Raw genomic sequence first — 13,972 nt, forward strand, 5'->3', positions numbered from 1 at the left:
GCAGCTCAACCCGTTGGGTTCCTGAGGCGAACCGACGCCCCTGCGAACCCTAGAGCTTGGCGCCACACTCAGGGCAAAACTTATTGTGCAACACATTCTTAGCGCCACAGGTGCCGCAGTAAACCAGCTCGGCCGCCTGCTCCAAACTGCGCTCGGGAAGTCCCAACATTTGAGCATTGCTCTTCCCTGGAGCCACCATGGGATAGCAATTTTCATCCCGAGTGACCTTTGCATCCAGGAGAACGGGACCGTCGTAGGCCAGCATTTCCCGAACCCCCTCCTGAAGCTGGTCGCGGTGGCTAACCTGCATGCCCTTAATGCCGAAGGCTTCTGCCAGCTTGACGAAATCGGGCATTCCCGGTTCCATATTGGAGTGAGAATAGCGTTCGCCGTAGAAGGATTGCTGCCACTGTCGCACCATTCCCTGCCAGCCATTGTTAATAATGATGGTTTTTACGGGTAAACGGTATTGGGCCAAGGTGGCAAGCTCTTGTAGATTCATCTGGAAGCTGGCGTCGCCGCTAATGCAGATGACGGGCTGATCGGCCAGGGCGACCTGGACGCCCATGGCAGCGGGAAGTCCAAATCCCATCGTGCCTAACCCTGCGCTGGAAATCCAGCGGCGAGGACCGTTTTTAAGGAACTGGGCGGCCCACATCTGGTGCTGACCCACATCGGTGGTGTAGTAAGCCTCAGGGGCCTGCTGACCCACTGCAACAATGACTTCTTGGGGAGAGAGGCGATGATCGGGCTGGGGTACCACCAGGGGATAATCCTGGCGCCAGCGGTCGATGCGCTGGCGCCAGTCTTGAGTGAGGGCGTTGTTGTCAGCGCTAGATTGCTGGGCCAGATCGAGCAGATCTGCCAGCACGGTCTGCACATTGCCCACAATGGGGACCTCTGGAGCGCGATTCTTGCCCACCTCAGCTGGATCAATATCAATGTGAATCACCTTGGCGCGGGAGGCAAACTCGTCTAGCTTTCCCGTTACCCGGTCGTCAAATCGGGCACCCACGGCAATGAGCAAGTCACATTCGCTGACGGCAAAGTTGGCGTAGGCTGTGCCGTGCATGCCTAACATTCCCAGGCCGAGGGGATGGTTTTCATCAAAGGCTCCCTTCCCCATTAAGGTGGTGGTGACCGGAATCTGAAAATACTCCGCTAGGGCCTTGATTTCACCATGGGCATTGGAAGTGACTGCGCCACCTCCCACGTACAGTAAGGGCTGGTGGGCCTGCTCAATGAGCTTCAGCGCTTCGGCAATTTTGCGATTGTTGCCGCGCACGGTTGGACGATAGCCTGGTGGCTGAACGCTTCCGGGTTCCACTGGGCTGTAGTCAAACTCCTCTAGACCCACGTCCTTGGGGACATCAATAAGGACGGGACCGGGTCGACCCGTCCCGGCAATGTAAAAAGCCTCCGCTACGGTTTTAGCCATATCCTGGGGATCACGCACTACGTAGGAATGCTTGACGATGGGCAAGGTGATCCCATAGATATCTGTTTCCTGGAACGCATCGGTGCCAATGGCGGCGCGGGTGACCTGCCCAGTAATCACCACCATTGGAATTGAATCCATGTGGGCTGTGGCAATCCCCGTGACCAGATTGGTGGCCCCTGGACCTGAGGTGCCAAAGCAAACGCCAACTTTTCCAGTGGCGCGAGAATAGGCATCGGCGGCGTGGGCTGCTCCCTGTTCGTGGCGCACCAGAATGTGTCGAATCCCCCCGGCTGCCTCGGCGCGATAAAGCTCATCATAAATGGGTAGGATTGCTCCGCCTGGGTACCCAAAAATATGCTGAACACCGTGGCGTTTTAGGCTATCAATTAGGGCAAATGCTCCAGTTGCGCGCACAGGGAGAACCTCTCTCAAACAGGTTACGGGGAAAAATGGTCGGATGGGACCAGGCTAGATTGGTTTGGCTAGAATCATTATTGTAGCGTCATCAGAGTGTGGGTGGCGGGAAACTTTTGGGCTGATCTGGGGCGTTTACCTTGGGACTAGGGCCTGGAAATGGATTGAACCTTTGGGGTCTGATGCCAGGTCCATAGCCCAACGCCCCAAAGGAGAACTCCCAGGCCGGTGAGAACGACCCGCAGGCCTACGGCATCGGCAAGCAGGCCTGCGATCGCCAGAGGTAAGCTCAAGGCGATGTTGACGACGTTATTTTGAAATCCAAACACCTTACCGCGCATCTCGGAGGGGGTTTCCACCTGAATGAGCGTTTGCATGGGCACCCCAATAAAGGCGGCTCCGATCCCCAGCAGCACGCTCAATGCAATGCCTGCCCAGAGCTGATGAATCAAACTAAATCCAATCAGCATAATGCCCATGCTGCAAAAGCCGACAAGGGGCAGGGGCAGATGATTGAACCGTCCGCCCCACTGTCCCAGAAAGGCAGCGCCAATGATCAGTCCCACCCCTGCGGAGGCGAGCAAGAAGCCAAACTGAGTTTCCTTCAGGCCAATTTCGGCGGCAAGACCGATGGCCAGTACAGAAAGGGCGGCAAAAACGCAGTAGAGACTGGTGAGCTGAATCATGGCGCTGCTAATTCGCTGGTTTTTGCGCAGATATTGCAGACCCTGCTTGAGATCTTGCCAGGGGTGCAGGCGGACCGAGGCCGGGTGTTTTTTTTCACGCATGGGGACCAGCGCCAAGATCAAGGCGGCCAGCACATAGAGCCCACCCACCAGTATTTCTCGACCGAATAACCCGCCAAAGCGATGGGCTGCCCCCAGAACTGGATCCCCAATGGCAAATCCCACCACCAGCGATCCCATCATGGTGGTCGTAAACAGGGCATTGGCTGCCATTAAATTTTGTTCCTCGACCAGGACGGGAATGGCGGCCTGTTCTGCGGGGGCAAAGAACTGGGTCAAAATGGATTCCATCGCTGCAATTAACAGCAGCAGCAAAAAATGGGTTTGGGCCAGGATGGGTATTAACAGAACCAGCGACCCTCGCATCAGGTTTGTGACCCAAAGAATTTGCTTCTTAGACCAGCGGTCCACAAACAGCCCCGCTGCCGATCCAAGAAAGACCGCCGGGAGCGTGTTGGCGATCATCACTGAGGAGCGCATGGAATTTTCTAAAAAGCGTGGAGGTTGATAATTAACCACCAGCGCAATGAGTAAAACAAAGAAAATTTTATCGGCAACTTGGGAAACGATCTGACCAATCCACAGCGTTAAAAAGGCATAGTTCCTAAAGAGCGATTGAAAACCACTTGTCGGGGGCTGAGCGTCAGTCTTTGGCATGGGGTGAGCATGAAAGGATGAGAGCCAGACGGGGCCAGATTGAGGGTTGACCAAAGCGCTGATCAAGCTCGTTGACCAAGCTTTGCTCCCCCTGACTGCTCGGCCAGCCTAGGCCCGTCAGTCCAATCCTGTGGTAAGACTGAACGATGCCAGATGGGAAGCCCTGGGATGAATCTAAACCGAGGTGGAAGGTGACTCAAGATACATTTTAACGGGATAGGGATGAATGGGATAGGGAACTACCGCCAGCCTTGCTGGTTCTGACCCCCGCGGTTTTCGGATCGCTAAAAAGGCTTGGAGAACAATCAGTCTCCAAGCCTAGATGAGTGCGATTGCCGTTTAGATCTGACTTGCCTTTGCCGCTTGAGGGTCAGGGGCCTCGACGCCATTGACTCGGGGTTGAATTAACCCGTAGCCCCCGTGGTTACGCTCATAGACGACATTTAATTCTCCTGAAGCCTGGTTCTGAAATACATAAAAGTCATGATCTACCATTTCTAGCTGTTCCAAGGCTTCCGATACGGTCATGGGAGGCATGGAAAAGTACTTGCATCGCACGACATTCTCTGGCAGCTCGACGGTGCGTTCTGCAACTAAATCTCCAATCAAGGGTTTATCCTCTGACCCGATGAGTTCCGTGGGTTTTGCCCGGCCGTTAGAATTCCGTTTTTCCTTATACTTGCGGAGCTGGCGGGCAATTTTGTCAGCCACAAGGTCAATGCTGGCGTATAGGTTCTCACTGCTTTCCTCGGCCCGAATTACCGATCCATTCACAAAGAGGGTGACTTCGGCCGTTTGGCTTGGGGTGATCCGGGGGTTTCGGGCAACGGATAGGTGGACATCAATTTCGGTCGTAAGATTTTTGTAGTGGTTGGCGGCCTTCTCAATTTTCTGATTGACATATTCACGAAGGGAATCGGTAATCTCAATATTTTTTCCGTGAATAAGTAGCTTCATAGGGTTGCCTCCCCTTAATCCATTGTTAACTCAACCCTAGCACTTTGTTTTGCTGGAGTCTGAGGGAACCCATGGGTCTTTAATATGCTTTGTAGTTCTTCAGGATTCTTCAATTTTTGAATCGTCATGCTGGAAAATTCTTCACACTTTTTAGACCAAAATCTGCGACAGAGGGGGCATACTGGTGTGTTGGTCCATACCATGGGCCGGGTTCCTTTTCTGGAGGTTTGGGCCTGGCAAAAGCACTGGGTTGATTGGGCTATTGCTCATCCTGAGAGCCCTGACCGACTCTTGGTGGTGGAGCACCCGCCGGTCTATACCCTGGGGACGGGGGCCACCCTAGATCACCTTCGATTTGATCTCAATCATCCCCCGGCGCCCTGCCATCGGATTGAGCGTGGGGGTGAGGTCACCTACCATGGGCCGGGGCAGTTGATCCTGTATCCGATTTTGGACTTGCGTCGTTATCGCCCGGATCTGCACTGGTATTTGCGACAGCTAGAGCAGGTCGTGATTCAACTGCTCCTGGAGTTGGGTCTAAGGGGCGATCGCATTTCTGGGTTGACCGGTGTGTGGGTGGCTGGGAAAAAGCTGGCGGCCATTGGCATTAAGGTGCGCCGCTGGGTGTCGATGCACGGGGTTGCCCTTAATGTGTGTCCTGATTTAAGGGGATTCCAGCAGATTGTGCCCTGTGGGATTTCAGACCGCCCCGTGGGGAGCCTGGCTGAGCTGATACCAGGAATTACTGTGGAACAGGTGCAGCCCCTGGCGATCGCGGCGTTTGAATCCGTCTTTCAAGTGTCTAGCCAGTGGGTGGCGGGGCCGCTGTGGGCAGATGCGTTTCCCGAATGAACTGCCCATAGCGGATTTTAAATGGCAGCGGTTGGGTGGGGCGAAGGGCGCTATTTCCATTCAAAAATGGCTGCTCCCCAGCTTAATCCGGCCCCAAAGCCAGCAGAGGCAATGAGATCGCCCGGTTGAATCTGGCCTTGACGAACCTGGGCATCCAGGGTGAGGGGAATAGAGGCGGCGGATGTGTTGCCATATTCGGCCATGTGACTAATCACTTTGGCTGCCGGGATGTGGAGGCGTTGGGCAACGGCGTCTAAAATCCGCTGATTGGCCTGGTGAAGCAGGAGCCAGTCCACCTGACCCACCTCTTTTTTGGCGTGGAACAAGGCTTTTTCTAAAATTTCTGGCACCCGCCGCACCGCAAAGCGATAGACTTCCTGCCCGTTCATGTAAATGGGTTGATAGGTGCCCTGACCGACCGCGGTTTGATCAACGAGGATCTGGGGGGTGGCCTGAAACGGTAGCGTGAGATGGCAGTTTTTAGTACCATCGCTTTGCATGGCAAACCCGTGGAGGCGATCGCGATCCGCTGCCTGCAACAGCACAGCCCCGGCTCCATCTCCAAACAGTACACAGGTCCGGCGATCGCGCCAGTCTACCCAGCGCGAGAGAAAGTCTGCCCCAATCAGCAGCACATTGCGGTAGACTCCCATGCGGATAAACTGCGCGGCATTCACCAATCCAAAGATAAATCCAGAGCAAGCAGCCGTCAGATCAAAGGCCACCGCATGGCAAGCGCCAATCTCCGCTTGCACTTGGCCTGCACTGCCAAATAAATCGTCGGGGCTAGAGGTGGCCAGGATAATTAAATCAACGTCAGTCGGATTGACCGCAGCCATCTCAAGGGCGCGACGGCCTGCCTCGGCCGCCAAGGTTGCCAGGGTGAGGTGGGGCGACGCTAATCGCCGACTTCGGATGCCGGTTCGAGTCGAGATCCACTCATCGGAGGTCTCCACAACCTGGCTCAACTGATCATTGCTCAGGGCCACCTCGGGTGTGGCTGATCCGCACCCCTGAAGAACTATCCCAATGTCAGGCAATCTCATTCCCCCGCCGCAACTGCGGTCACATTTTGCTGATAACAGGCTCGAATCTGGTCAGACACCCGCTTGTCTACCCCCTCTTTCGCTAGGCGAATCGCGTTAAAAATAGAGGGAGCCTGGGAACTGCCGTGACTAATGATACAGACCCCGTTAACGCCCAAGAGTAGGCCGCCGCCATGCTCGGCGTGATCAATTCGCTGCTTGATGCGTTTAAGATTCGGCCTCAAAAAGGCGGTGCCCACCTTTCCATGGGTGCCGCGGGGTAGTTCCTCCCGAAAGATTTGGAGAACGGACTCTCCAACCGCTTCTGCGAATTTTAAAAGAACATTCCCTGAAAAGCCATCACACACAATCACATCAAACTGGCCCGAGAGGACATCGCGTCCTTCCGCATTGCCCACAAAGTGAATTTGGGAGTTCTGCGCTAGGAGCGGGTAAGTATTCAGGGCCAAATCATTCCCTTTACAGGCTTCTTCCCCAATATTGAGCAGCCCGACCTTGGGACGCTCCACCCCCAGGACAGAATGACTGTAAATTGATCCCATCGTGGCAAATTGCTCAAGATACTTTGGGCGGCAGTCTACATTCGCGCCCACGTCCAGGATTAAAACGGACTGTCCGGCGATCACCGTCGGAAACACTGCCCCGATGGCGGGTCTGTCGATGCCCCGCAGGCGGCCCAATCGCAGCAGCGCTGAGGCCATTGCGGCCCCGGAATGCCCCGCCGAAACCACGGCGTCTGCCTGCTTACGCTTAACTAAATTCATGGTGACATTGATGGAAGCGTTGGGCTTGCGGCGTAAGGCGCTAATGGGCTCTTCCCCCATTTCAATCACCTCTTCAGCGGCAATGATCTCCAGCCGAGGCGTATTTTCCTGACTGCCCAGGGCTTGCCGAATCCGATCGGGGTCACCCACCAGTAAAATTTCGATGTCTAATTCATCTCGAGCTCTCAATGCTCCGGCCACAATCTCGTCCGGGGCGTGATCCCCTCCCATCGCATCAATTGCAATCCTTACGCTCGTTGATTCCATAGCCTAATTTCGTCGGATCTTTAAGAATTGTAGCAGATTGTTCCAGTCATTCCGTGGCATGGCCTTGACCAATCCATGGATTCTGCTACGGTGAACAGAACTTTGTCCGTCAGGTGCGGATGCTGGAACAAAACGCAGGAGGTCAAAACGTTGTTTGAGGTGGGCTTGCTTCCCCTTTGGCTGAAGGTGGCTGGAGTGATTGAACCGCGCTCCCCGGCGATTGCTTCTCCGACCGAAATGATCTCTCAGCAGCGGCTAGAACCGGAATCGGCGCAGATTTTAGCGTCCTACCTCAAGCAGCTGCAGGCCGCGGGCTTTGATCCCCAGCGGCAGGGGGTTTGGCTGCAAACGGAACAGCAGCTCCTCTTGTCGACCGGGGGTGACAAGCTCCATTCCGGTGCTTCCCTGACCAAGGCTGCAACCACCCTGGCCGTGCTCCATCATTACCCATTGGGCCATCGGTTTAGGAGCCAAATCAGAACCAATGGATCTCTCAAGGCGGGGATCCTTTCAGGCGACTTAATTGTGGAGGGGGGCCTGGACTTGGTGCTGATGCCCGCTGCTGCCATTGCTTTTGGGCAGAAGCTTCAGAATATGGGTATTCAACAGGTGAGGGGGGATTTAGTGGTGCAATTTCCCGATGCCAACGCCCTTGTTGATCCTGACTCCGTCGGAACCGTCCTGCGTGAAGGGATCAACGCCAATCAGTGGTCTGAGGAGATGCAGCGGCATTATCAGCAGCATCTTGCCGGGACGCCCAAGCCGACTGTTGTGGTGACGGGTACCTTGAAACCCTGGGCCAATTCTGGCCAGATGCGGGATCTGTGGACCCATCAGTCTCCCCCCATTTTGGACATGGTGCGCTATATGAATCTGCACAGCAGTAACGATTTGGCTGAGGCTTTTGTGGCGGATATGGGTGGGGTTGAGGTGTTGATGGATACGGTGTTGGCGCAAACGCAGCTTCCGCCGCAGGAGATTCAGTTGCAAAACGGATCGGGCCTGGGGGTGGAGAACCGCATGAGTCCGCGAGCGGTGACTGGGATTTTTCTGGCGATTCAGAACAAGCTGGCAGCGGAGCAGCGAGACTTGGGCGATGCGTTCCCGATTTCCGGGCAGGATATAGGCACCCTGGAGGACCGCGAAATTCCCTTGGGGGCCGTGGTTAAAACGGGAACGCTTTGGAACGTCAGCGCCCTGTCGGGCTACTTTCCCACGGCCCAGCGAGGTCGAGTTTGGTTCACGATCATGAATGATGGTGGGGACTTTGTGGAGGGCTTTCGCCAGCGTCAGGATCAATTGCTCGCTCGCCTAACGGCGGCCTGGTCTGAACCGTCTCAGGGGAGTCCCCGAGAGGGGTCGCCGCCTATGTAGAGCCGTGAAAACCCCTGCTGGTAATAGTGCTCTGCAATGAGAGGATTGAGCTGCTTTGCTTTTTGGTAATCCTGGCGCGCCAGGGTTTCGTTGCCTTGCAGGTAATAGGAGAGTCCTCGATGATAGTGGGCAGCTACAAAGGCAGGCGAGAGGTCAATGGCGCGGGAGAAATCCTGAATGGCTAGGGTTAAATTTTGCCGTTGATCGGCTGAAAGGGACGGTGCTGCGGGCTGGTTGACCTGGGCAATGGGAATCACGAGGCGCGACAGCCCGCGCTGGTAGTAGGCTGCGGCAAAGGTGGAGTCTAGGGCGATCGCCTGGGAATAGTTTCGGCGGGCCAGCTTATGATCGCCCAGGTCGCTGTAGGTCAGGCCCAGACTGAAGTAATAATCGGGATTGTCTGGATCGAGGACGATGGCTTGGCTGAACTGATCGAGGGCCTCTTCCAGGTCGTCTTCCCCATGAAAGAAAAGGCCGCGGTTGTAGAAATCCTCTGCCGTCACGGGGGGAGGAAGCACCAAGGCATCATACTCGGCGCGATTCAGGCTGGCTTGCAGCCAGGATGGCGGGGAAGCAGCTAGGACAGCTTTGAGGTTGCTGCCGACTGCTAAAGCCGATAAAACCAAAACCGTCGTCGCGGTGCTGAGGGACTGTTGCAATCTATTCATGGTGGGGGCATTCGCTCTGGGAGCGACAGAAATGCGTAGCTCAGGATCACTCGCTGCTGGATGACTCAATTCTTGAGGTACAAGAAAATAAATCGAGGGGGGACGCCTAAGCTTATTCCTATTCTAAGGTTGATGCCCCTGGCGCCTCCGGTTTCGATACATGTCTTTAATTTGACCTTGAGAACATATTCCTTGAGTTGTCCTAGAGTTGTGCTGGGATTCTTCCCCAGGATGTGGCAGGTCAGCGCTCTGAATTGCCCCTCCGTTAATTCCGGGTGGATTCTTCTCCCCGAGCGTTCTAAGTTATCTTTATAATCTGAGAGGAACACCCAATTCCGGCTTTTCCTCACATCCCCATCCCGCACCCAGAGTCTCCCTATGACCGATGTTCCTGTTTCACGGATTAGAAATTTTTCCATCATTGCTCACATTGATCATGGGAAGTCCACCCTGGCCGATCGCCTTCTCCAGGAAACAGGGACGGTGGCTGATCGGGACATGAAGGATCAGTTCCTTGACAGTATGGAACTTGAGCGGGAGCGGGGGATCACCATTAAGCTCCAGGCGGCCCGGATGAGCTATCGCGCTGCCGATGGCCAGGACTACGTGTTGAACTTGATCGATACCCCAGGACACGTAGATTTTTCCTACGAGGTTTCTCGGTCCCTGGCGGCTTGTGAAGGGGCGCTGCTGGTGGTGGATGCCTCCCAGGGGGTTGAGGCGCAAACTTTGGCTAACGTTTATTTAGCCCTGGAGCATGATTTGGAGATTATTCCGGTTCTCAATAAGATTGATCTGCCAGGGGCAGAGCCGGATCGCGTGATTCAAGAGATTGAGGAGGTGGTGGGCCTAGATTGCAGCAATGCCATTTTTGCCTCCGCAAAAACAGGGGTGGGTGTGCCGGAGATCTTAGCGGCCATTGTGCAGCAGGTGCCGCCCCCGGCTGATACCGTTCAAGATCCGCTCAGGGCGCTGATTTTTGATAGTTACTACGATCTCTATCGGGGCGTGGTTGTTTACTTTCGAGTGATGGATGGATCCCTGCGCAAGGGCGATCGCGTCAAGCTCATGGCCTCGGGTAAGGAGTATGAACTGGATGAGTTGGGGGTGCTCTCTCCCACGCAGGTGCAGGTGGAGGAGCTGCATGCGGGAGAAGTGGGCTATTTTGCGGCCGCCATTAAGGCGGTCACCGATGCGCGGGTGGGCGATACGATTACGCAAGTGAAGCAGCCTGCCGCCGAGCCACTGCCAGGTTATGTGGAGGCCAAGCCCATGGTGTTTTGCGGCATGTTTCCCACCGATGCCGATCAGTTTCCCGATCTGCGCGATGCCTTAGAGCGCCTCAAGCTGAATGATGCGGCCCTGCAGTTTGAGCCGGAAACCTCCAGCGCCATGGGATTTGGGTTCCGCTGCGGATTTTTGGGGCTGCTGCACATGGAAATTGTCCAGGAGCGGCTAGAGCGCGAGTATGACCTGGATTTGATCATTACGGCGCCCTCGGTGATCTATCGGGTCACCACCATTAAAGGTGAGGTGGTGATGATCGATAATCCCAGCGCCCTTCCAGACCCGCAACAGCGCGAAAAAATCGAAGAACCCTATGTGCGGGTGGAGATGATTACCCCTGAAGAATTTGTCGGCACCTTGATGGAGCTCGGTCAAAGCCGGCGCGGAGAATTTAGGGATATGAAGTACCTGACACCGGGACGTACCACCTTAATTTATGAACTGCCCTTGGCGGAGGTGGTGACTGATTTCTTTGACCAGATGAAATCGCGATCGCGGGGCTATGCCAGCATGGAATATCAGCTCATTGAGTATCGGGAGAATACCCTGGTGAAGCTAGATATTTTGATCAACGGCGATCCGGTGGATTCCCTGGCGGCGATTGTACATCGGGATAAAGCCTACTACACGGGGCGAGCGCTGGTGAGCAAGCTCAAGGAGCTGATTCCGCGCCATCAGTTTAAGATCCCCCTCCAGGCGGCTATTGGCACCAAGGTGATTGCCAGCGAGAGTATCCCGGCTCTGCGTAAAGATGTCTTAGCCAAATGCTATGGCGGGGACATTTCTCGCAAGCGAAAGCTGTTAGAAAAGCAAAAGGCTGGAAAGAAGCGGATGAAGTCGGTGGGACGGGTGGATGTGCCTCAGGAGGCGTTTATGGCGGTACTGCGTTTGAAGGAGGATTAGGGTTAAGCTTGGACCTGAGCTGGGGCTTGAGTTCTGATGATGAACGCTGGGCAATCGCGGCCGTCCCTGATGATTTTTTACCAGTTTGATCCCTGGCGGAGCAGCATTGGCGGGATTCAAACGGTCATTCGTAATTTTTTAAAGTACGCGCCCGCTTCCTTTGAGGTGGGTATGGTGGGAACCGGCGCGCCAGGGGATTTGCTAGGGCAATGGCAGACCCGGTTCTATGGCACTACGCCGGTTCAGTATTGTCCGATTATTGCCCTGGAGAATGACGATGTCCGCGGCCGAATTCCGACCACCCTGAAGTACACGGCGGCCTTACGTCGCTATCCAATGGCGGCTGATTTTTTCCACTTTCATCGCCTTGAGCCCTCCTTGGTGACTCGCCGCTGGCAGGGCGAGAAAACTTGGTTTGTTCATAATGATGTTGAAAAGCAGCTCAATCCTCGCTTGAGTCCCAACGCCATCCTCTGGCAGATGCTGCCCCAGGCCTATCTCTGGCTAGAACGATGGCTGGTACCGCAGTTTGATTATCTCTATTCCTGTAATCTGAGCGCAGCTCAGTTTTACCGTCGTCGCTTTCCCGCCCTCGCGCCCCGCATCCATCAAATTTACAACTCGGTGGATACGGAGATTTTTTATCCCCTGGAGGGAACCCAGGCGGATCAGCAGCGGCAGGCCCTGGCCCAGTCCTTGGGATTGTCGTCTCAAACCCAGTTTCTGTTGTTTGCGGGACGTCTCCATCCCCAAAAAGACCCCCTGCGTCTGCTTCAGGCCATGGCGCGACTCCACCGACCGCAGACCCATCTGTTGATGGCCGGAGAAGGTGAACTGCTTGCCCAGGTGTCTGACCAGATTCAGATCTTAGGCCTCGAAGCACAGGTGACGCTGCTCGGGCGAGTGTCTCAGGATCGACTGGCCCAACTGCAACGAGTGAGTCAGATTTTTGTGCTCTCCAGTGCCTACGAAGGACTACCCATTGCCGCTCTGGAGGCTCTGGCCTCCGGCACGCCCGTCGTCACCACTGACGCGGGGGATACGCCACGGCTTCTTACCGCAGCCTGTGGTCGAGTCTGTTTAGATCGCTCCCCCGAGGCGATCGCCCAGGCCTTGCAAGATGTGCTCGACCACTCAACGACTTTTTCCGTCGCGGCTTGCCTTGAGGCTGTGCAACCCTACACCGCCCGGTCCGTGGTGGCGCAGGTCTATCAGCAGATGTGGGACCGTTGGATCTCTCGTCGGACCTTGGGGGCAAGGGAAGGAAGTTTGAAAAAGGGAGATCAAGGGGCAGGGCGCTGAAAGCTATATCGATCTACCCAGAGGGTGAGGGGAATTAAGCTGCACAGATGGGTCGCTAAAACCGCGATCGCAACGCCCAGAAGGCCAAACTGCACCGCAATGGCCAGAGCCAGGGCAAACAGGAGAGTAAACCCCAGATCTGTCCCTAAGGTGAGATGGGTCTTATCCTGGGCATTGAGAAGGGCGGCTGCGGCCCACCCGTAAGCCCGAGGCAGGACCGACCCGCAGATGAGGATCAATATTGGAATAGCCGGGGTCCATTTTGCCCCAAATACAATGGGAACATAAAACGGTGCAAGGGTACTTTGCAGCAGCACCATGGCCCCAATGACCAGTGAAATCAGCTTCAGACTATCCCAGTAGCGCTGTCTGAGGCGCTGCAGGTCTGATCTGGCTTCGCAGAACTTGGGAAACAGGGGGCCGATGAGGGTATAGACCACGTTTGTGGTGATTCCAGATCCGGCGTTGAACGCAAAAAAGTAAAGGCCGAGCTGTTCCAGACCCAAGACCGGCCCCACAATCAGGTAGTCCAGGCTGCTTCGGATCTTGTGGAGTAGTTCCACAAGCAGCAAGTTGCCCCCAAAACTGACCACGCCCCGCCAGTTGGTAAAGGTAAGGGTTTGGGGGGGGCGCCAGGGATGACTTTTAAGGTGCACAATCATCCAAACGGGCGTTGAGAGAACCATGCCGGCAACGATGGACCAGATGCCGAATCCCAGCAGGGCCATGACAATCGTAACGCCATTGCTAATCAGCGACTGGAGGGCATTGCAGAGCGCCTTAACCTGCATACGATTTTCCCGAAGAATCAGGGCCGACTGGACCATAAAGGTGGGAAACATCAGATAGATGGTGGCGACGCCCCATAAAGGGCCAATGAGATGGGAGTCTCCTAACGCAGCGGCAATTGGAAATGCGGCGAGTCCCTGCAGTAAAAAAATGCCGATACAGGCAATCCAATTAAGCCAGTAAGCAGTCTTACAGACTTCCTCAAGCTGTTCTGGATCCGTTTGGATAATTTTGCCGCTGATGCCCTGTCGGAGGGTAAAGACCGAGGCAATTTCAAAGGTGGTGTAGATGATTGCCGTGAGGCCATAGTCTGTCTCTGTGAAGACGCGGGCCAGGGTTACGGTGGTTCCGAGGCGAAAGATACGGTTAAATAGCTCTGCAATGCCTAACCAGCCAACATTTTGCAAATATTGACTGGCTAGCTTATTCTGAATTCGCTGGAGTGCCACTGAGCTTACTGGTGGATAATGGGGATAATACAGTATAATCAATGGCTAGCATAGTT

General features: G+C 55.1%; 11 protein-coding genes. 4 read left to right on the top strand and 7 right to left on the bottom strand.

The genetic code is table 11. The features are described 5' to 3' along the window. Window positions 1–49 precede the first annotated feature (49 nt). The 3 genes from ilvB to hpf all read right to left on the bottom strand — a co-directional run bounded on the left by ilvB (window position 50) and on the right by hpf (window position 4,215). Window positions 50–1,855, bottom strand: a complete 1,806-nt coding sequence (ilvB, locus tag QQ91_RS17740) for a biosynthetic-type acetolactate synthase large subunit (protein ID WP_166276727.1) — start codon at window positions 1,853–1,855, stop codon at window positions 50–52. A 146-nt stretch (window positions 1,856–2,001) separates the two neighbouring features. Next, window positions 2,002–3,258, bottom strand: coding sequence for an MFS transporter (locus QQ91_RS17745; protein WP_166276730.1), 1,257 nt, complete (start codon window positions 3,256–3,258; stop codon window positions 2,002–2,004). A 339-nt stretch (window positions 3,259–3,597) separates the two neighbouring features. Then, window positions 3,598–4,215, bottom strand: a complete 618-nt coding sequence (hpf, locus tag QQ91_RS17750; RefSeq protein WP_166276733.1) for a ribosome hibernation-promoting factor, HPF/YfiA family — start codon at window positions 4,213–4,215, stop codon at window positions 3,598–3,600. Between the two features lie 126 nt (window positions 4,216–4,341). On the opposite strand from hpf, the gene lipB reads away from it, so the two are divergent. Further along, on the top strand, window positions 4,342–5,067 hold the full coding sequence (gene lipB / locus QQ91_RS17755) for a lipoyl(octanoyl) transferase LipB (protein ID WP_166276736.1): 726 nt from the start codon (window positions 4,342–4,344) through the stop codon (window positions 5,065–5,067). Window positions 5,068–5,117: 50 nt separating this feature from the next. On the opposite strand, the gene QQ91_RS17760 is transcribed toward lipB, so the two are convergent. Together QQ91_RS17760 and plsX are read right to left on the bottom strand one after the other, a co-directional pair. Next, entirely contained in the window at window positions 5,118–6,113 is a 996-nt protein-coding gene (locus tag QQ91_RS17760) for a beta-ketoacyl-ACP synthase 3 (protein WP_166276739.1), read from the bottom strand. Then, window positions 6,110–7,144, bottom strand: a complete 1,035-nt coding sequence (plsX, locus tag QQ91_RS17765) for a phosphate acyltransferase PlsX (RefSeq protein ID WP_166276742.1) — start codon at window positions 7,142–7,144, stop codon at window positions 6,110–6,112. Before plsX ends, QQ91_RS17760 begins: the two co-directional genes overlap by 4 nt. 90 nt (window positions 7,145–7,234) lie before the next feature. Between plsX and QQ91_RS17770 the strand changes: the two genes are divergently transcribed. After that, entirely contained in the window at window positions 7,235–8,518 is a 1,284-nt protein-coding gene (locus QQ91_RS17770; RefSeq protein WP_250833393.1) for a D-alanyl-D-alanine carboxypeptidase, read from the top strand. Here QQ91_RS17770 and QQ91_RS17775 read toward each other — a convergent pair. After that, complete coding sequence (locus QQ91_RS17775) at window positions 8,482–9,186, bottom strand: tetratricopeptide repeat protein (RefSeq protein ID WP_166276748.1); 705 nt, start codon at window positions 9,184–9,186, stop codon at window positions 8,482–8,484. The two genes, QQ91_RS17770 and QQ91_RS17775, sit on opposite strands and share 37 nt — an antisense overlap. 378 nt (window positions 9,187–9,564) lie before the next feature. On the opposite strand from QQ91_RS17775, the gene lepA reads away from it, so the two are divergent. Both lepA and QQ91_RS17785 read left to right on the top strand, forming a co-directional pair. Beyond that, on the top strand, window positions 9,565–11,376 hold the full coding sequence (lepA, locus tag QQ91_RS17780; protein ID WP_166276751.1) for a translation elongation factor 4: 1,812 nt from the start codon (window positions 9,565–9,567) through the stop codon (window positions 11,374–11,376). A 36-nt stretch (window positions 11,377–11,412) separates the two neighbouring features. Beyond that, complete coding sequence (locus tag QQ91_RS17785; protein ID WP_236095940.1) at window positions 11,413–12,678, top strand: glycosyltransferase family 4 protein; 1,266 nt, start codon at window positions 11,413–11,415, stop codon at window positions 12,676–12,678. Here the strand turns inward: QQ91_RS17785 and QQ91_RS17790 are convergent. Next, window positions 12,660–13,916 (bottom strand): lipopolysaccharide biosynthesis protein, encoded by a 1,257-nt coding sequence (locus QQ91_RS17790; RefSeq protein WP_166276754.1) that lies wholly within the window; start codon window positions 13,914–13,916, stop codon window positions 12,660–12,662. The two genes, QQ91_RS17785 and QQ91_RS17790, sit on opposite strands and share 19 nt — an antisense overlap. Window positions 13,917–13,972: the final 56 nt, after the last annotated feature.

This window comes from Lyngbya confervoides BDU141951, from assembly GCF_000817775.3.
In the GTDB taxonomy this organism is placed as follows: Bacteria; Cyanobacteriota; Cyanobacteriia; order Thermosynechococcales; family Thermosynechococcaceae; genus Lyngbya; species Lyngbya confervoides.

Excerpts from the sequence above, each read along its gene's own strand:
- QQ91_RS17745 (WP_166276730.1), bottom strand. The coding sequence starts at position 3,258 with ATGCCAAAGACTGACGCTCAGCCCCCGACAAGTGGTTTTCAATCGCTC.
- hpf (WP_166276733.1), bottom strand. The coding sequence starts at position 4,215 with ATGAAGCTACTTATTCACGGAAAAAATATTGAGATTACCGATTCCCTT.
- lipB (WP_166276736.1), top strand. The coding sequence starts at position 4,342 with ATGCTGGAAAATTCTTCACACTTTTTAGACCAAAATCTGCGACAGAGG.
- QQ91_RS17760 (WP_166276739.1), bottom strand. The coding sequence starts at position 6,113 with ATGAGATTGCCTGACATTGGGATAGTTCTTCAGGGGTGCGGATCAGCC.
- plsX (WP_166276742.1), bottom strand. The coding sequence starts at position 7,144 with ATGGAATCAACGAGCGTAAGGATTGCAATTGATGCGATGGGAGGGGAT.
- QQ91_RS17775 (WP_166276748.1), bottom strand. The coding sequence starts at position 9,186 with ATGAATAGATTGCAACAGTCCCTCAGCACCGCGACGACGGTTTTGGTT.
- lepA (WP_166276751.1), top strand. The coding sequence starts at position 9,565 with ATGACCGATGTTCCTGTTTCACGGATTAGAAATTTTTCCATCATTGCT.
- QQ91_RS17785 (WP_236095940.1), top strand. The coding sequence starts at position 11,413 with ATGATGAACGCTGGGCAATCGCGGCCGTCCCTGATGATTTTTTACCAG.